Source organism: Gordonia sp. 135 (assembly GCF_009720185.1).
Taxonomy (GTDB): domain Bacteria; phylum Actinomycetota; class Actinomycetes; order Mycobacteriales; family Mycobacteriaceae; genus Gordonia; species Gordonia alkanivorans.
This window is the reverse complement of the sequence record NZ_CP046257.1, coordinates 4073135-4091941: the sequence shown is the minus strand read 5'-3', so window position 1 is coordinate 4091941 and position 18807 is coordinate 4073135. Positions and strand designations below refer to the sequence as shown.

16 protein-coding genes are annotated in these 18807 nt (G+C 68.3%); 14 read left to right on the top strand and 2 right to left on the bottom strand.

Annotated elements, in window-relative coordinates; genetic code table 11:
* Positions 1-51: 51 nt before the first annotated feature.
* Positions 52-1035, top strand: a complete 984-nt coding sequence (locus GKZ92_RS18565; RefSeq protein WP_230461835.1) for a hypothetical protein — start codon at positions 52-54, stop codon at positions 1033-1035.
* A gap of 78 nt (positions 1036-1113) precedes the next feature.
* On the opposite strand, the gene GKZ92_RS18560 is transcribed toward GKZ92_RS18565, so the two are convergent.
* A complete protein-coding gene (locus tag GKZ92_RS18560) occupies positions 1114-1755 on the bottom strand; it encodes a TetR/AcrR family transcriptional regulator (RefSeq protein ID WP_006358639.1) in 642 nt (213 codons plus the stop codon).
* Positions 1756-1974: 219 nt separating this feature from the next.
* On the opposite strand from GKZ92_RS18560, the gene GKZ92_RS18555 reads away from it, so the two are divergent.
* From GKZ92_RS18555 to GKZ92_RS18515, 9 genes are all read left to right on the top strand, one after another.
* The gene (locus GKZ92_RS18555) at positions 1975-3522 is read left to right on the top strand and encodes an amino acid permease (protein ID WP_006358638.1); all 1548 of its coding nucleotides are present in this window, start codon (positions 1975-1977) and stop codon (positions 3520-3522) included.
* 167 nt (positions 3523-3689) lie between these two features.
* Positions 3690-4538 carry an urea amidolyase associated protein UAAP1 gene (locus GKZ92_RS18550; protein WP_006358637.1) on the top strand — a complete coding sequence of 283 codons (849 nt, stop codon included), beginning with the start codon at positions 3690-3692 and terminating at the stop codon, positions 4536-4538.
* A 29-nt stretch (positions 4539-4567) separates the two neighbouring features.
* Positions 4568-5236, top strand: a complete 669-nt coding sequence (locus GKZ92_RS18545) for an urea amidolyase associated protein UAAP2 (RefSeq protein ID WP_006358636.1) — start codon at positions 4568-4570, stop codon at positions 5234-5236.
* A gap of 53 nt (positions 5237-5289) precedes the next feature.
* Complete coding sequence (locus GKZ92_RS18540; RefSeq protein ID WP_035755822.1) at positions 5290-7344, top strand: 5-oxoprolinase/urea amidolyase family protein; 2055 nt, start codon at positions 5290-5292, stop codon at positions 7342-7344.
* On the top strand, positions 7341-9011 hold the full coding sequence (atzF, locus tag GKZ92_RS18535; RefSeq protein WP_035755820.1) for an allophanate hydrolase: 1671 nt from the start codon (positions 7341-7343) through the stop codon (positions 9009-9011). The genes GKZ92_RS18540 and atzF overlap by 4 nt, the downstream gene beginning before the upstream one ends.
* Positions 9012-9242: 231 nt before the next feature.
* Positions 9243-11009, top strand: a complete 1767-nt coding sequence (locus tag GKZ92_RS18530) for a hypothetical protein (RefSeq protein WP_035755817.1) — start codon at positions 9243-9245, stop codon at positions 11007-11009.
* Between the two features lie 181 nt (positions 11010-11190).
* Positions 11191-11385, top strand: coding sequence for a hypothetical protein (locus tag GKZ92_RS18525; RefSeq protein ID WP_006358632.1), 195 nt, complete (start codon positions 11191-11193; stop codon positions 11383-11385).
* 182 nt (positions 11386-11567) lie between these two features.
* Complete coding sequence (locus GKZ92_RS18520; protein ID WP_035755854.1) at positions 11568-12452, top strand: DUF3558 family protein; 885 nt, start codon at positions 11568-11570, stop codon at positions 12450-12452.
* Complete coding sequence (locus tag GKZ92_RS18515; RefSeq protein WP_155225516.1) at positions 12449-13000, top strand: DUF3558 domain-containing protein; 552 nt, start codon at positions 12449-12451, stop codon at positions 12998-13000. Before GKZ92_RS18520 ends, GKZ92_RS18515 begins: the two co-directional genes overlap by 4 nt.
* Before the next feature lie 39 nt (positions 13001-13039).
* Here the strand turns inward: GKZ92_RS18515 and GKZ92_RS18510 are convergent, their stop codons facing one another.
* Entirely contained in the window at positions 13040-13873 is an 834-nt protein-coding gene (locus GKZ92_RS18510) for an acyl-[acyl-carrier-protein] thioesterase (RefSeq protein WP_155225515.1), read from the bottom strand.
* 100 nt (positions 13874-13973) lie between these two features.
* Between GKZ92_RS18510 and GKZ92_RS18505 the strand changes: the two genes are divergently transcribed.
* Genes GKZ92_RS18505 through GKZ92_RS18490 form a run of 4 tightly spaced genes read left to right on the top strand, consistent with a single transcriptional unit; the run spans position 13974 to position 18709 of the window.
* Positions 13974-15662, top strand: a complete 1689-nt coding sequence (locus tag GKZ92_RS18505) for an FAD-dependent oxidoreductase (RefSeq protein WP_155225514.1) — start codon at positions 13974-13976, stop codon at positions 15660-15662.
* A 2-nt stretch (positions 15663-15664) separates the two neighbouring features.
* Complete coding sequence (locus tag GKZ92_RS18500; RefSeq protein ID WP_005201455.1) at positions 15665-16942, top strand: glycosyltransferase family 4 protein; 1278 nt, start codon at positions 15665-15667, stop codon at positions 16940-16942.
* The gene (locus GKZ92_RS18495) at positions 16929-17657 is read left to right on the top strand and encodes a class I SAM-dependent methyltransferase (protein ID WP_006358627.1); all 729 of its coding nucleotides are present in this window, start codon (positions 16929-16931) and stop codon (positions 17655-17657) included. The genes GKZ92_RS18500 and GKZ92_RS18495 overlap by 14 nt, the downstream gene beginning before the upstream one ends.
* Positions 17654-18709, top strand: a complete 1056-nt coding sequence (locus GKZ92_RS18490; protein ID WP_035755810.1) for a prenyltransferase — start codon at positions 17654-17656, stop codon at positions 18707-18709. Before GKZ92_RS18495 ends, GKZ92_RS18490 begins: the two co-directional genes overlap by 4 nt.
* Positions 18710-18807: the final 98 nt, after the last annotated feature.

The window sequence follows — 18807 nt, the reverse complement described above, 5'->3', positions numbered from 1 at the left end:
TTCCAGGGCTTGCGTGTTCGACGCCCAGCGGTCGCGATGTTGGGGTGTGCGATGGCCGCGTCGTTCGCGGTTACCGTGCCCGCCCACGCCGCCACCCCGGCGGCGGGCCCGCCGACACCGGGGATCGCGACGGTGGGGATCCCCACGATGGCGCTTCCGGCGGGGGCATTGCCGGACCTCCGCCCGGTGTCCCAGGTGGTGGTGTCCACTTCCGTTGGGCCCAAACAGGAATCGGTGGTGACATCGACCTGGCCGCGGGTCAGCGCGGGGGACAACACGATCCACCCGACGCCCCTGGGGCCCGCCCGTCGGGTCGCCGACCAGACCGCCGCGGCCGGCGACGTCGTGCGGATCGGAAACCTCGAACTCCGCCGCCCGCGCGCCGTGTCTCCGCAACTCGCCTCGGACATCAGCGCTGGGTCCGGTGAACTCGTCGCTGGGATCTCCGATGTTCTTCGGAGTAACGGGGTTTCGACCGCCCGCGCCGACAAGGTCGCCGAACAGATGGTCGGGGACGCCGCGGTCGGCGGCGTGATCGGCGCCGGGGTGGCGGCTCCGCTCGCCCTCGCCGTCGGCGGTGTCGTCGGTGGTGGGCTCGGGCTTCTCCTCACGCTTCCGCTCTGGCCCACCGGTCTGGTGTTCGGGCCGCTCATCGGAACAGCCGTGGTCGCGACTCTCGTAGCGCTCCCGGCCGTCGCGGCCGGTGTCGCCATCGGCGCGGCGCACGGCTACGACAAGGGATGGAAGGTGCCGCTCAACCGCAAGCCGGCCAAGCGGCCCCAGCCGACGACGGCCTCGCTCGATCGGGCCCCGGCGCTGGTGGCGCCATCGGTACCGGCGACCTCCATCAAGCGGCTGACCCCGATGCCCGCCGTCAAGCAGGTGGCCTCGGCGCCCGTGGTGAAGCGCGTGACGCCGACACCGGCGGTGAAGCAGATCGCGCCGTCGGCGCCCGCCCGTCGTGATGCGTTGCCGTGCACGTGGGCACGGATTGCCGAGGTCGCACTACAGGGAGGTGCCATCGGCAGCTGCTGAGCGCACGCGAGAGATCGGCCCTGACGCAGTCGCGGACTGCGTCAGGGCCGATCTCTGCTCTGGCTGCTTTCGTTCTCGCTAAGGCCGATGCTCGATCAGCATCCGGACCGCGCCGACGATCGTGTCGACGAGACCCTCGGCGGTGTGGCCGCCGAGTTCGCCGCGCTGTTCGTCGGCGCGCATCATGATGACCGACTCGACGAGGCGGAAGGGCAGCAGACAGCGCTTGTCTGCCGGATCGCCCAGCACCGCCGAGGTAAGGGCCGCGTAGGCGGCCGCGAGTTCCTGTCGCGCGGAGCGAAATTCAACGAAGCGCGGTTCCCCGACCTCGGGCAGCAGGTAGAGCGCCCCGAGGTTCCAGCGTGCGCGGGCGAGCTGTTCCACGTCGTAGCGGGCCAGGGTGAGCAGTCGCTCCAGCGCCGGTCCGTCGGCATCGAGCAGCGTGCGGGCCTGCTCGACCGAGCCGACGACCGTGGTCTCCAAGAGGTGCGCCAGGATGTCGTCCTTGGTGCTGAAGTGGTGGTACATCGAGGCCTGCCTGATGCCCACCGCCTCGGCGATCATCCGGGTCGACGTCCCGGTGTATCCGTGGCGGGTGAAGAGCTCGGCCGCGGCGTCGAGGATCTCGTCGCGAGCGGTCTCGCCCCGGCGCCTCGACGGCACCAGGCGTGGGCGCCCGGGGCTGCCGGACGTGGTGGCCGTGCGCGTGCCGGTCGCCATGATTCCTCCTGCGTTGGTGGATGTTCTCGACCTAGTTGACCATGCTCGAGAGTCCCCGGATGGCCGTGCGATCCCGCGACCTGCGCCGATTAACGCAGTCGTTACCGACGTTTTCGCAGACGGAACAGAACGGTCAATCGAAAGAAACGTGCGTTCGCTTATCTGTCACCTGACAGATACGCGCTCAACGAGGAGCTCCTCGAGAAGAAAGAACGCATCATGACCTCAACCCCGGAAAAGACCGTCGCGCAACCGGTCACCGCCCCGGCCGGTGACTTCGACGCCGACGACCTCTCCGATCTCGGTTACGACCAGCAGCTGCACCGGTCGCTCGGCAAGTTCGCCTCCTTCGCGGCCGGCTTCTCCTTCGTCTCGATCCTGACCACGGTCTTCCAGTTCTTCGGCCTGGGTTTCGGGTTCGGCGGCCCGGCCTTCTTCTGGACGTGGCCGATCGTCTACGCGGGTCAGTTCCTGGTGGCTCTGTGCTTCGCCGAAATCGCTGCGCGCTATCCGATCTCGGGTGCGATCTACCAGTGGTCGCGCCGCATGGGTGGTGAGGTCATCGGCTGGTTCGGCGGCTGGTTCATGATGATCGCGCAGGTCGTCACGGCGGCCGCGGCGGCCATCGCCCTCCAGGTGGTGCTGCCGTCGGTGTGGATGGGCTTCCAGATCGTCGGCGACGATCCCACGCTCACCAGCACCAGCGGGGCGTCGAATGCGGTCCTGTTGGGTTCGATCCTGCTGGTGATCGTCACCGCCATCAACTGTGTCGGCGTCACCTGGATGAGCCGCGTCAACAGCATCGGCGTGGTCTGCGAACTCGTCGGCGTGATCGCGGTGATCCTGGCGCTGTTCACCCACGCCCAGCGCGGTCCGGGTGTCGTCTTCGACACCGGCGTCCCCGGTCAGCAGCCCGGTTACATCTGGGCGTTCATCGTCTCGGGGCTGATGGCCGCCTACGTGATGGTCGGATTCGGCTCGGCCGGTGAACTCGCCGAGGAGACCCGCGACCCGCGCCGCGTCGCACCGCGCACCATCCGGATGGCACTGACGGTCTCGGCCATCGGCGGCGGCCTGATGCTGCTGGGCGCGCTCATGGCCGCGCCGACGCTCAGCGAGGAACTCGCCATCGGCGGCCTGCCCTACGTGCTGGACTCGGTGCTCGGAAGCTTCTGGGGCAAGGTCCTGCTCTGCGACGTCGCGGTGGCGATCTTCATCTGCACCCTCGCCATCCAGACCGCATGCTCCCGCCTGATGTTCTCGATGGCACGCGACGGCCGGCTCCCGTTCTCGAAGCAACTGGCACACGTCAATTCGCGGACGGGCACCCCGATCGCGCCATCGATCCTCATCGGCGTGCTCTGCATCGGCGTCCTGGTGGTCAACGTTGGCAACTCCGCGATCTTCGCGACGCTCGCCAGCGTGTGCATCATCCTGATCTACCTGGCCTACCTCGCCGTCACCGGTCCGATGCTCTACCGCCGGTTCCAGGGCTGGCCGCACACCGGCGGTGTCGACGCCGGCGGCCGGAAACTGTTCAGCCTCGGCCGCTTCGGGATCGTGGTGAACCTCCTCGCCGTGCTCTACGGGGCACTGATGGTCGTCAACCTCGCCTGGCCACGTGCCGAGGTCTTCGATCCCGCCGGCGACATGCCGATCCTGCGCTGGGCCGGACCGATCGTCATCGCGGTGACCGTCCTCGCCGGCATCGCGTGCTTCCCTCGCGGCAAGGAACATCCGAAGCCCGTCGACCCCGCCAAGTCCTGACTCGGGCCGAGGGTTGCGCCCACCCTTGCTGCCTGAGGTGCGAGGAGCGCAAGCCGCCGGGCTGAGTAAGCGACGAAGGAGCGCATCGAAGTCGACGAGCCACGAAGGCCCGGTGACCCGAGCTCCACAAACCCCGACCACACCCACATTCCGAGGAGACATCCGACATGACCATCACCGCCACCGGCACCGGGACCACCGCGGGAGCCCGCGAACACGCCCGGTCGCAGGCCGGTCGCATCACCGACAGCATGCCGGTCGTCCCGGCGTCGAACTGGCCGAACCCGCCCGCCGATGTGGATCCCGCTTCCCTCACCTGGGCCGAGACCGTGCCCGGGGGGAGGTACACGAGCAAGGTCCTGGCCCGCGGCACGCGGCTGAGGCTGCACGACGTCGCCGGCTCGGCCTGCGCACACATCCTGCTGTGGCGCGCCGACGCACCGTGGGAGCGGCTCAATGCGGCCGACACCGTGAAGGTTCCGTGGCAGGCCTACCTCGGTTCCGGGCATCCGCTGCTCAGTGACCAGGGACGCGTCCTGGCAACGATCGTCGCCGACGGTTCCGGGCACCACGACGCACTCTGCGGCACCACGACTCTCGCGGCCAACACCGCGAAACACGGGGACGGGAAGGTGCATTCGGCCAGCCCGGCGGGCCGTGAGATGTTCACCCTCGCCGCCGCGAAGCACGGCTTGACCCCGACCGACGTCGCCCCCTCGGTGTCGTTCTTCCACGGTGTGAAGGTCGACGACGACGGGTCGTTGCGCTCCACCGGTTCCGCGGGAGCCGACACATCGGTCGACCTGATCCTGCACCTGCCGTGTGTCGTGGCGATCGCGAACACAGCACATCCCGTCGATCCGTCGCCGACGTTCGACACCACCTCGCTCGAGGTGCTCGCGTGGAAGGCCCAGCCCGATCTCGACGCTCTGCTGGCCGGTGTCGCGGACACCGATCCCGAGTACCAGCGTGCCGTCGCCAACTCCGAAGACGTCTGGGCCGCAGCTCATTTCTGAGCTGCCCAATCTGAGAGAGGACACCACTCGTGACCACCACCATCGATCTCACCGCGGCACCCGCGGCCGATCTCGCCCTCGCTGACGGCACGGTCGTCGACGACGCCATCGTGGGCGAACGCGGCCCCTGGTCGGGCGTCGTCGCCGCCGGCGACATACTCACCATCGTCGACCTCCACGGCAATCAGGCCGTCGACACCCTCTTCTACGGGGCGGCCGATCACGCCAAGCGCTACTCGGCGCAGGCCACGATCGCCGCGCAGGGCAACATCTTCCTGACCACCGGCACCGTCATCCGCGACCAGGAGAGCGAACCGCTGATGACGATCGTCGCCGACGAGGTCGGCAACCACGACACCGTGGGCGGCGCCTGCTCGCAGGAATCCAACACCCTCCGCTACGGCCACCACACCAGGCATCAGCACGCGTGCGTCGAGAACTTCCTGATCGAGGGCAGCCGCCACGGACTCGGCAAGGCCGATCTGGTCGGCAACGTCAACTTCTTCATGAATGTGCCGGTCGATCCCGACGGCTCCCTCGGCATCGTCGACGGCCTGTCGGCCCCGGGCAAGCGCCTGGCACTCCGGGCCGAGGTCGACACCCTGGTGCTGATCTCCAACTGCCCGCAGATCAACAACCCCTGCAACGGATTCGATCCGACCGCGGTCCGCGTCATCGTGACCCGGCCCGTGGTCTGACGGCCAGTCGCGTCGATTTCCGCACCGCACAACGACCTTCGAGGAACCACACCATGACTGCCTCCACCGGGGCCGCCACGCCCGCCCCCGTCACCGTCCTGCGGTCCGGTCCGCTCACCACCATCCAGGACTGGCCCGGTCGTATCGGGTACTGGAAGGTCGGCGTCCCACCCTCCGGGCCCATGGACGACCTGTCGTTCCGCCTCGCCAACCTCGCGGTCGGCAACCCCGAGACAGCTGCTGGTCTCGAGGTCACCCTGATGGGTCCGGCGCTGCGGTTCGACGCCGACGCCGTCGTGGCCGTCACCGGCGCACCGGTGACCGTCACCGTCAACGGACGGACTGTGTCGCAATGGGTTCCGCTGTCGGTGTCGTCAGGTGACGTCCTCGACGTCGGAACAGTGGGGACGCTCGGCATGCGGGCGTACATCGCGGTGTCCGGCGGGCTCGACGCCGAGGACTACCTCGGAAGCCGTTCCACGTTCACGATGGGCCGCTTCGGGGGTCTCGACGGCCGTCCGCTCGCGGCCGGTGATCAGCTCACCCTGCTCGGCGGATCGACCGGCCCGGCGCGGCGCATCCTCGGCGACGAGCAGCCCGCCTTCACCAACACCTGGCAACTGGCGGTGACCGTCGGTCCGCACGGTGCGCCGGAGTTCTTCACCGAGGCCGACATCGGCGACGTCTTCGCCACCGACTACGAGGTGCACTTCAACTCCGACCGGACCGGCATCCGGCTGATCGGTCCCAAGCCGCGATGGGCGCGCAACGACGGAGGCGAGGCCGGACTGCACCCGTCGAACATCCACGACAACGCGTATTCCGTCGGCGCCCTGGATTTCACCGGCGACACCCCGATCCTGCTCGGGCCCGACGGCCCGAGTCTCGGCGGGTTCGTGTGCCCGGTGACGGTCGTGACCGCCCAGCGGTGGAAGCTCGGTCAGCTCAAGCCCGGTGACACGATCCGGTTCGTGGCCGTTCGCAGCGAGGCGACCGCCTCGCCGAAGGAGACCGGTCTCGGCCGGCGTGCCAGCTTCGTCGACGTTCTGTCCGCGGGCGGCGACGCCGACAACGGCATCCTCGGCTCGACGACGACCGCCGACGGATCGACGGCGGTGACCTACCGCCGCTCCGGTGACGACAACATCCTCGTCGAATACGGTGACATGCAACTGGATCTGGCCCTGCGCGCCCGCGTGCACGCGCTGAGCGAACGCATCGCCGCCGAGAAGCCCCGGGGCCTCATCGATCTCACGCCCGGCATCCGGTCGCTGCAGGTCAAAGCCGACCCGGACATGTGGTCGCAGTCCCGGATGCTCCAGTGGCTCATCGAATGTGAGAGCCAGCTGCCCGCGGCCGAGGATCTCGTGGTCCCCAGCCGAACGGTGCACCTGCCCCTGTCGTGGGACGACCCGGCCACCCGCGAGGCCATCAAGCGTTACATGCTCGGCGTGCGCTCCGACGCTCCGTGGTGCCCGTGGAACATCGAGTTCATCCGCCGCATGAACGGTCTCGACTCCGTCGACGACGTCCACCGCACGGTCTTCGACGCCAGCTACCTGGTGCTCGGCCTGGGCGACGTGTATCTCGGTGCGCCGGTTGCGGTCCCGCTGGACCCGCGGCATCGGCTCGTCACCACGAAGTACAACCCCGCCCGGACCTGGACCCCGGAGAACGCGGTCGGCATCGGCGGAGCCTACCTGTGCATCTACGGCATGGAGGGCCCCGGCGGTTATCAGTTCGTCGGACGCACCACGCAGGTGTGGAACCACCGGCACCCACAGTCGGCGCCCGGCTTCGATCCCCAGCATCCCTGGCTGCTGCGCTTCTTCGACCGCATCTCCTGGTATCCGGTCAGTGCCGAGGAACTCCTCGACATGCGCGCCGATGTCGCGGCCGGGCGCGGGGACAGCACGAAGATCGTCGACGGTGTCTTCTCGCTCGCCGAGCACCAGCAATACCTCGACGACAATGCCGCCGACATCGCCCTCCGGCGCGAGAAGATGGAGATCGCCCGCGCCGAGGAGCGTCAGAGATGGTCCGCGCAGGGCGAGTTCGCCGCCGACCTGAGCGCGGTCGGGGCCGAGAACGAGGAGCGGGTGGCATGAGCAGGGTCGACGAGATCTACATGCGGATCGCCGAGGCGGACCGTCCCGAGGTATTCATCGCGCTGCGTCCGCAGGCGGAGGTCGCTGCCGAGTACGACGCGGCTCTCGCGGCCGGCGGGCCACTGGCCGGCACCGTCCTCGCGGTCAAGGACAATGTCGACGTCGCCGGGTTGCCGACCACGGCAGCGTGCCCGGGCTACGCCTACACGCCCGCGGCCGACGCCCCGGCGGTCGCGGCATTGCGGGCCGCCGGTGCGGTGATGATCGGGAAGACGAACCTCGACCAGTTCGCCACCGGCCTCGTCGGAACACGAAGTCCGTTCGGTGCCGTTCGGGATTCGCGACGGCCCGAATACATCTCGGGCGGTTCGAGTTCGGGGTCCGCGGTGGCCGTGGCACTCGGGTTCGCCGACATCGCGATCGGCACCGACACCGCCGGTTCCGGCCGCGTGCCCGCCGGACTCCAGGGACTTGTCGGGATCAAGCCGACGGTCGGGTCGATCTCCACCGACGGCGTCGTGCCAGCGTGTGCCAGCTATGACACCGTGACGATCTTCGCGGCCGACCTGCCACTGGCGAACCGTGCGATGGCAGCGATGTCCGCCGCGCAGGGACCACGGCCGTTCGGCACGTCGGCGCCCCTGGCCGCACCGGAACGACCCGTCGTCGCCGTACCCGCCGAACTGCCGGACCTCGACGAGGCGTGGCGTGCCGCATTCGCCGAGGCGGTGCTGCGGGCCGAGGACGCCGGACTCGTGATCAAGACCATCGACCTGTCGCCCTTCCTTGCGGCGGCGAAGCTGCTGTACGAGGATGCGCTCGTCGCCGAACGACACGACGCCGTCGGCGACTTCCTGGATGCGACGGACGCGGACGACGTCGGGCTCGATCCCACCGTCGCCGGGATCATCGGTGCTGCTTCCCGATTCACCGCCGTCGACCTCCTGCGCGCACGCCGACGCCTCACCGAACTCCGTGCGGAGGCCATGGGGGAGTGGGGCGACGCGACCGTGCTGATGGTCCCGACCGCGCCGGGGCACCCGACGATCGCCGAGGTCGCCGCCGACCCGGTCGGCGTCAACTCGCGAATGGGCACGTACACCAACTTCTGCAATCTCTTCGACCTCTGCGGAATCGCCGTGCCGAGTGGCGTCGTGGCCGAAACCCAGGGCAGCGAAGCACAATTCGGTGTCACCCTGCTGGGTGCGGCGCACGAGGACGCGGTTCTCATCGAAGTGGCGGCCCGGTTCCTCGGCGTCCCCGATGTCGGGGCGTCGTGGGTGGAGACCGAGGAGTCGGTCGAGCTCGCGGTCTTCGGTGCGCACATGCGGGGCGGTCCGCTCACGCACGAACTCAGCGAACGGGGTGCCCGCTGGGCGGGGGAGATCGCGACGACGCCGACCTACCGCCTCGTCGCGCTCGACACCACTCCGCCGAAGCCCGGTCTGATCCGCGATCCTGTTGTGGGACAGGCGATCCGGGGTGAGGTCTGGCGACTGTCTGCGTCCGCGCTGGGCGAGTTCCTCGCTGCTCTCCCGGAACCGATGATGCTGGGCAAGGTCGAGGTGGCCGCCGGGGAGACCGGTCCCGCACGATGGATCGTCGGCTTCGGCTGCGCGGCCGACGCCGGTGCTGCCGGAACGGAACTCGACCGCGACCGCTGGTAGTCACGGCGTAACCGCCCGCTCCTCATCGGTATGACATCGAACCCGCAAACCGGGCTCGATGTCATACGGAACCGAGCGCCTCGCGCGATGACTGTCGACCTCCGACCTGGTCGTTTGTCCAACCCGGTGGTTTTGTGACAGGCCTCGTTTCGGCTACCAATTTTCGATTTCCGATGCTTAACTTGCTCAGCGCAAGGGGTGGGGAGAAAGAAAGTTGGACGAGTGACCAGCATGGGGCGGAACCGAACTCAGCGTTCGGAGAAGGTCGCGCGGCGCGCGGACCGCAAGCAGAAGCGTCAGCACCGCGTCGTCGCGGGCGCGGCCGCGATCGCCACGGTGGCCGCGATCGGCGCCGGGCAGGCGATGGAGCCGGCGGCCGCGGAGGCCTCGGCGCTGGACGACCTCAAGAAGTGGTCTGCTGGTTTCAACCAGGGCAATCCCATCGGGAATCTCGTCACCGGCCTCGGTAACGGGCTCGGTGCGAACCTCGCCGCGGAATGGCGTGTCGAATCATGCCTCTCGGGAGGTGCGCGCGGCGGCGCCGATTGTTCTCAGTCGAACACCGACTGGGGCGGTCTCGGGATCGCAGTCGTTCTCCCCGATCGGATCGAGGTCGTCCCGGTCACCGTTTATGACCCGGTCAAGAAGACCTACGACACCCTTTCCGGGTCGGCGCTGGGTGACATTGCCCGATGGTTGGGTCTGGATGTGCCGAGGGCGATGACTGACGCGCCGGGCACCGAGGGCTCGGCGAAGGTCATCGGCAACGGCTTCCAGCTCGCCGTGGCGTTCCGCGAAGGCGACGCGACTGCCATCTCGTACCTGCCGTTGAGCATCGCGACCGCGGGAGCGAGCGACGGCCGCACGGCCAAGTCCTTCGCCCTCCTCGGCATGGCCCACGCCTGGAACACCGGCGACCTCCCGGTCACCGTGCTGGGCAAGGAGATCCTCGAGATCCCCGGCATCAAGGGCGTCGGCTGCTACGGCGGCCTGACCGGTGCGTACGCCGACGGCGTCGGAGCCTGCGCGAATGTGCTGGGCACCTTCGACTTCCGTTACCAGCAGCCCAACGGTGAGGTGCAGTTCGCGCTCACCGACCCGACGGCGCTGCTGTCAGACCCGACGGGTGTCCTCGGCGACGCCGGTCAGGAAGCGCTGCAGGGAATCCTGGCGTCGATTCTGAGCGGTTCCGGCATCGACTTCGACGGCGACTGGATGTCCCTCTCCAAGGACTTCTCCCGCCTGAGCATCGGCGGCGACTACGACCTGTTCAGCGGCAACTTCCTCCGCCTCACCAGTGACTACGGCTTCACCGGGCCGATCACCGTCGACTGGCTGGGTTCCCAGGTGACGTTCCGCCCGCTGGTCGAGGTGAACGGCGAGTACCGTCCGAACCGCCTCGGCCTCCCGGTCATCACCTTCGGGCAGCTCGACACCGGCGAGATCGTCCCGGTCATCCACATTCCGAGCTATGAGTTCCCCTTCGGCATCCCGGCGACCGGCGGCGCGGTGATCCCGCAGTCGAACGCCGTCGCCCGGGTCGCGGCCTCGGCTCCCACCGCGTTCGCGGCGTCGACCTTCGCGGAGCCGGAAGCCGCAGAGTTCGTGGGCCCCGATCTCGTGGCGGCGCCCGAGATCGCATCCGACGACTCGGGCAGCGACGTCGTCGACGAGTACGTCGGCAAGCATCGGGCGGCCGATGACGGCTACGAAGGCAAGCACCGCGCCCCTGAGGCCTCCGACGCCGGGGATTCCGACGCCGGCCCGGACAACGGCTCTGACAACGGCTCCGACAACGGTGACTCGGATTCGGACGGCGGCTCGGACTCCGCGAGCTCCGGCGGCGACGCCGGCTCGGACAGCGGTTCCAGCTCGGCCGGTGACTCCGGTTCGGACAGCGGCAGCGGCAGCTCCGGCGCCGGCCGCGACGCCGACTCGGGCAGTGGTTCCGGCAGCGACTCGGGCTCGTCGAGCGGCTCCGGCGCCGAAGCGGCCTGACACCGGCCGCCCACAGACCGGCGCCCCGGCATTGGACTCGATCCGTGCCGGGGCGTCGACCATTCTCCAGCCCCCGACCGGGGAGTCAGGGCTCACGGTCGGTCGACGGATCGACCTCCGGCCGACCCGGACGACAAATGACTACGCTGGTCGAAAAGCGGAGCCGACCAGGGAGGCCGTGATGGCGATCGATCGCGACAGAAGCAGAGCAGTGTCGGAGGTCGTCCGGCAGCATCCGGTGATGAGCCTGGTCGCGGTGTCACCGGGCGTCGCCGTGTTCGTGGTCCTGCTGGTGCTCGACCAGACGTTCCTGGCGATCCTCTTCGCCATCCTGGCCGTCGGCGGCGGGGTGTACCTGCTGTCCCGCAAGCGGTGAGCACGACGCCCGCGCGGTGAACCCCGACTCGACGATCCGCGCGGCTACAGTGGTGGCCAATGAGCCCGACCGCATCGCTGCGCGGTGCCGGCGGGCACATGCGGGTGAAGGGAGTGTGGGCGCATGATCGACGATTCGGGACGTCACCACGGCCGGACGGCCGGGCGGCCGGGTCACTGACCATGTCCACGCGCGTCGATGCCTACATCTGGGCCATCCGCCTGACCAAGACCCGATCCGCGGCGGGTGCCGCATGCCGTGGGGGCCATGTCCGCGTCAACGGCGTGACGGCCAAGCCCGCCCAGCCGGTGGTTCCGGGTGACGAGGTCCGCGTCCGGCTCGACGGGCGCGAACGCATCGTCGAGGTCACCAAGACCATCAACAAGCGGGTGTCGGCGCCGATGGCCGCCGAGTGCTTCATCGACCGGTCGCCGCCACCGCCGCCCAGGGAGATCCTGGCGAGTCAGCCGCGTCGTGACCGCGGTGCCGGCCGACCCACCAAACGCGAACGGCGACAACTCGATCGGCTCCGCGACTCGAGCTTCCTCGTCGCCTTCCTCGCCGTCGTCGTGCTGCTCGTCGGTGGTTGTTCGGACGACGAGCCGTCCGACCCGAACAGGCCGAACACCCCCGAGGCGCCCGCGCAGGCCGGTTCCGGGCCGTTCTTCGGCAAATGCGGCGGCGTGACGCTGGAAGAGGTCACCCGCATCACCGGCTTCGGCGGACTCACCGAGACCGTCAACAACACGTCGGTGTGCGAATGGGACACCACCGGCTCGCGGACAGGGGCCGTCGCCTCGTTCAACTGGTACCGCGGTTCGCCGATCGGCCGCGAAGAGGCCAACGTGAAGCTGTCGCGCGACGTGACCAACAAACTCGAGATCGACGGTCACCAGGGGTTCATCGGCTATACCCAGTCAGGCCAGATCTGTGAGGTCGGTATGGGATTCGGCGCCGACTTCTTCGAGTGGTCGATCCGGGGCGACGCGGTCGAGGCGCGGCCCATCGAGCAGATCTGCGACGCCGCACGGGAGTTGGCGAAGCTGTCCATCGAGCGTGCCTCATGAGGCGGTCACTCGCGGTCCTCGTCGCGCTTCTCCTCGGCCTGACCGCACTCGTCGGTTGCGCGCGCACGGTCGACGGTGAGCCGGTGCCGGTGGGCGCCGCCGGACAGTCCGGCAGCAGCGACATCGACACCGATCAGTTCGACAAACTGCTTCTCGAGTGCGACGTGCTTCCCGACGCGATGATCGCCGACGTGGTGGCCGGCGGTGGGTTCGCCGAACGGTCCTTCAGCGGTGCCATCTGCCGGTGGCTGGTGTCCGGCGCGACCGACGTCGTCAGCGTGACGTTCAACTGGTTCGAGTGGGGCAACGTCAACCTCGAGAAGGAGACGGCCAAGAAGCTCGGTTTCCAGACCGAGAACATCAAGGTCGCCAGCCAGTCCGCCTTCACGCAGCGCGACCCCAACCGTCCGGGCGTCTGCGGGGTCACCGCGCGGGCTCCCAGTCGCGGGATCTTCACCTGGTTCGTCGAACCCCGCAGCGCACCCGCGGGCGACCCGTGCGAGGCTCCGATCAAGCTCATGGAGCTGCTCCTCCAGGGTGGTCAGTAGCCCCGGACTTCGTAGGTGCGCGCTGTCTACGGGTTCCTTCTACCGATTGGTGGGTAGCGGCCCCACCACGACACTCGCCGCGACGACCAGCTCGTCGCCGGTGCCGGGCATCATCAGCCACACGGTCAGGTGATCGCCCTCGCGGACACGACGCAGGAGCAGACGCGTCCCGGGAACGATGGGCCGCAGGTACTCGATGACGACGCGGTGCGGCATGTCGACGAGGTCGGGGTGCTCGACCAGCTCGTCCTCGATGGCCTCGAGGTAGGCGGCGTTGTTGAGGTGCTTGAAGGGGTCGAAGTCGGTGATCCGCAGGACGTGCTCGCGGTCGGGGAAGGGGATGTCCTCGGCGGCCGGGGCCTTCTCGGGGTTCATCGACTTCCACCGCAGGCGGTGCTCGTCGGTCATCGACGACAACATCTCGAAGGCCTCGTCGGAGAGCCGTGACGGAACGCCTTTGTCGTTGACGTTGATCCAGAACGCCTCGGTCTCGATGAGGCCGGCGGGGCGGTGGTCGGGATTGAACCGGTTGGTCTCGTGCTCTGAGGTGAGCCGCACCCGCATGTTGGTCCAGCGGGTCGACAGCGCGCCGCACCAGCGCTGGGCGGTCACCGTCGCCGGCCAGGTGATCGGCCGGATGACGTCGATGATGGTGCGCCGGACGATCCAGAAGGGCTCGGTCTTCCCGAACTCGGTGGCCTCGAGATTGTCGTTGGCGACGTCCTGCAGGTACCGCGCGACGGCGTCGAGCCGCACCCGCATGTCCTGGTCGACATCACCGGTCCGGACCCGGTATCCCGCCTGGTAGAACCGGGCGCCCTCCTTGCGGTCGGGTAGTGATCCCGCTCTCTCGCCTGACGTAACCTGGCTCACTCGGGTCCCTTCGATGGGTCGCAGGTATCTTTGCAGTTAAGATACAGTCAAGACTGAAACTAGAACACGTTCTACGTGTGGAATTACGGAGAAACAGCAGATGGCGCATGTGATTACCCGTCCATGTTGCAACGACGCCAGTTGCGTGAGCGTGTGTCCGGTGAACTGCATCCACCCGACGCCCGACGAGCCGGAGTTCTTGACTGCCGAGGCTCTGTACATCGACCCGGAGACCTGTATCGACTGCGGCGCGTGCATCGACGAGTGCCCGGTCGAGGCGATCGTCCCCGACGATCAGCTCACCGAGCGCGACGAGCCGTACCTGCAGATCAACGCGGACTACTACAAGGACCACGACGTCGAGGGCGGGCTCGTCCCGCCACGCAAGGCGCCGCAGCTGCCCGACCGGGAACTGCACGTCGCGATCGTCGGTGCCGGTCCGGCCGCCTTCTACGCCGCCGAGGAACTCGTCCGCAAACCGGCCATCAAGGTCGACATGTTCGACCGTCTGCCCACGCCCTACGGCCTGGTCCGCGCGGGCGTCGCCCCGGACCACGCCGCCACGAAGGGGGTCGAGAAGACCTTCGCGTCGGTCGCCGCCAAGAAGAACTTCGACTACTACCTCAACGTCGAGGTCGGCAAGCACATCAGCCACGACGAGCTCGTCGCCCGCTACCACGCGGTCATCTACGCGGTGGGCGCCGCGACCGACAAGCGGCTGAACATCGAGGGTGAGGACCTGCGCAACTCCGTCGCGGCCACCCAGTTCGTCGCCTGGTACAACGGCCACCCGGACTTCGCCGACCTCGACGTCGACCTGTCCTCGGAACGGGCTGTCGTCGTCGGCAACGGCAACGTCGCGCTCGACGTGGCGCGCATCCTCGTCACCGACCCCGACGAACTGGCCAAGACCGACATCGCCGACCACGCCCTGGCGAAGCTGCGCGAATCGAACATCTCCGAAGTCGTGCTACTCGGCCGCCGCGGCATCGCGCAGGCGGCGTACACCAACAGCGAGTTCCTCGCTCTCGGCGACGTCGAGGGCGTCGACGTGGTCATCGATCCTGAGGACCTGGTCCTCGATCAGTCGTCCGAAGCGGCCCTGGCCGACGACACCCTCGACTCGACGATCGCCACCAAGATCCGGTTGGCCCGTGAGTTCGCCGAACGTCCGCTGACGCCGGGCAACAAGCGAATCGTCTTCCGTTTCCTCACCTCTCCCGTCGGAATTGCCGGTGACGGCGAAGTGGCTACGCTGACGTGCGTGCGCAATGCCTACACCGAAGCCGACGACGATGCCGCCGGCCGCGTGGCCGTGAGGGCCACCGACGAGCGGTTCGATCTCGAGACCGGCCTGGTGCTACGGGCCATCGGGTACCGCGGCGTCCCGGTCACCGACCTCCCCTTCGACGAGGGGCGCGGCGTCGTCCCGAACGCAGGGGGGCGCGTTCAGGTCGCGACCGAGGGCGATGTGATGCCGGGGCTGTACGTCACCGGTTGGATCAAACGCGGAGCGACAGGTGGCATCGGCATGAATCGACTGTGCGGTCAGGAGACGGCACGCGCCGTCATCGACGACTTCGTCGCCGGGGCCATCGGCGATCCGTCGACCCCGCGTGACGATGTCGCCGCACTGTGCGCCGACCGCGGTGCCAACCGCATCGACCTCGCGGGATGGAAGGCCATCGACGCAGCGGAGAAGTCCGCGGGCAAGGCCGCCGGCCGTGCACGGGCGAAGTTCGTCAGCATCTCCGAGTTCGAGGCGGCGGCCGCCGCCGGAGCGCAGTAACCGTGCGGGTTGCACTGCTGTCCTACCGCAGCAAACCTCATTGCGGTGGGCAGGGCGTCTACGTCCGTCACCTCTCCCGCGAGCTCGCGCTGCTCGGGCACAGCGTCGAGATCTTCTCGGGACAGCCGTATCCGGAGCTCGACCAGTCGGCGATCGACGCCGGCGTCACGATCACCAAGGTGCCCAGCCTCGGGCTCTACGACGAGCCGGACCCGTTCCGTACGCCGAAGCTGAGCGAGTACCGCGACTGGATCGACATGCTCGAGGTCGGATCGATGTGGACGGCGAGCTTCGGCGAGCCGCTCACCTTCAGCCTGCGGGTCGCCCGGCTGCTGAAGGAACGGCGCGACGACTTCGACATCGTGCACGACAACCAGTGCCTCGGGTACGGACTGCTCGAGATCCAGAAGGCGGGCTTCCCGCTCATCGCGACGATCCACCACCCGATCACGCGTGACCGCACCCTCGCGGTCAAGGCGGCCAAGGGCTGGCGCAAGATCACCGCGTGGCGCTGGCACTCCTTCCTGCGTATGCAGGGACGCGTCTCGCGCCGGATCCCGGAGCTGCTCACCGTTTCTCGCAGCAGCGAGGTCGACATCCGCAAGGCGTTCGACATCCCGTCGGGCCGCATCACCACGATCCCGCTCGGCGTCGACACCGAGATCTTCACGCCCGGTGCCGACCGCGTCCCGGGCCGGATCGTCTGTGTCGCCAGCGCCGACGCGCCGCTCAAGGGTGTGTCGTACCTTCTGGAGGCGGTTGCGAAGCTCGCTGCCGAGCGTGACGACGTCAAACTGGTACTGGTGTCCAAGTTGGACCCTAATGGGCCGTCTGCCAAGATGATCGAGGATCTCGCGATCGCCGACCGGGTGTCGGTGGTCTCGGGGCTCGAGGACGCCGAGATCGCGGAGCTCCTGGCCTCGGCCGAGGTTGCCTGCGTTCCGTCGCTGTACGAGGGCTTCTCGTTGCCGGCCGTCGAGGCGATGAGCTGTGGGACACCGCTCGTGGCCACTCGCGCCGGTGCGATCCCGGAAGTCGTCGGCACGAGTGAAGAGGCCGCGTTGCTGGTGCCGCCGCGGGATTCCGGGCGCCTCGCACAGGCGATCGGACGACTGTTCGACGACGCCGAACTGCGTGCGCGTCTGGGCTCGGGAGGACGCCGCCGCGCCGAGGAGAACTACAGCTGGGCGGCGGTGGCCGCGAAGACTGCGGCCCACTACGAAACCGTGCTCGCCGGACACCGGCGAGCAACAGAAGGGACATCGAGTGCTGACAGTTGATTTCGACCGTCTGGGCGTGGGCCCGGGCACCAAGGCGATCGACATCGGGGCGGGTCAGGGACGACACTCTTTCGAGATGTTCCGTCGGGGAGCGGATGTCATCGCCTTCGACATGTCGGAGAGTGACATGGCCGACGTCGCGGAGATGTTCGACGCCATGACGGCCGAAGGGCATGTGCCCGCCTCGGCCAAGGCGCGCGCCGAGGTCGGAGATGCGCTGCGTCTTCCTTACGCGGACAACAGCTTCGACGTGGTCCTCATGTCCGAGATCCTTGAGCACATCCCGACGGACGAGGGTGCGATCAGCGAGATGGTCCGCGTCCTCAAGCCCGGTGGCGTGGCCGCCGTGACGGTGCCGCGGTACTGGCCGGAGAAGGTCTGCTGGGCCCTTTCGGACGAATACCACGAGGTCGAGGGCGGACACGTCCGTATCTACAAGGCCTCGGAACTGGCCGACAAGCTGCGCAAGGCGGGCCTCGAGGTCACCGGCATCGATCACGCACACGCCCTTCACGCTCCGTACTGGTGGCTGAAATGTGCTGTCGGCGTGGAGAACAACGACAACCTGCTGGTCAAGGGATATCATCAGCTGCTCGTCTGGGACATGATGAGCAAGCCGTGGCTGACCCGTGTGGGTGAGCAGGTGCTCAACCCGATGATCGGCAAGTCCGTGGCCCTGTATCTCCGTAAGCCCGAGACTGCCGCGTCTTCATGACGGCCGCTCCGGCTGTCCCTGGAGTGGTCACCGCCGAGCAGATGCGCGCCACCGGCGCGGCCATCGTCGGCATGCAGGAGGAATCCGGCGCACTGCCCTGGTTCCCCGGTGGGCAGACCGATCCGTGGGATCACATCGAATCGGCGATGGCGTTGTCGGTGACCGGCTTTCACGCCGAGGCCGAGGCGGCATACGAATGGTCGCGGCGTAAACAGCGAGCCGACGGCTCGTGGCCGATCCGCACCGTGTGCGGCAAGGTCGAAGACGCCGGCACCGACTCCAACTTCTGCGCCTACATCGCGGTCGGGGTCTGGCACCACTACCTGATCACCGGTGACGACGCCTTCCTGCAGCGGATGTGGCCGGTCGTCTGGTCGGCCATCGACTGTGTCCTGCGCTTCCAGCGGGACGACGGCGCGTTCCGGTGGGGCGGCGACCACCGCACCGGCGCGATGTTCGGTGAGGCCCTGATCACCGGCAACGCCAGCATTTTTCAGGCTATCGACTGCGCGATCCGGATCGCGGCCGAGCTGGATCAGCCCGACGCCGCGTGGATCGCCGCGCACACCAAACTCGGTGACGCCATCCGTACGGACACCGCGCGCGACGCCGAGTGGGAGATCTTCACACCTCCGTCCGAACATTCGATGGACTGGTACTACCCGATCCTCGGCGGCGCGGTGCGTGGGGAAGAGGGGCAGAAGCTGATCGCCCGCCGCTGGAACGAGTTCGTCGTCCCCGGCAAGGGTGTGCGTTGCGTCGACCACCGTCCGTGGGTCACCGGTGCCGAAACCTGCGAGCTGGCATTGGCTCTCGACTCGCTCGGCGACACCGCCGACGCCATCGAGCTCATCGCCTCGATTCAGCATCTGCGCGATCCCGACGGATCGTATTGGACCGGACTGGTTTTCGCCGACGGCAAACGCTGGCCGGTGGAGAAGAGCTGCTGGACCTCTGCTGCCGTCGTCCTGGCGGCCGATGCCGTGAGTCGCACCAGTGTCGCCAACGGCATCTTCCGCGATGTCCGTCAGCGGCTGGCCGTCGCGCCCTGATCGCACCCCCTGGTCTCTGTGGCGCCCATCACCTAGACTGGTGTCCAGTCAACCGTCCGATTCTGTTCCGGGCGGCCGCAACGGTGCCCGGGGAGGCC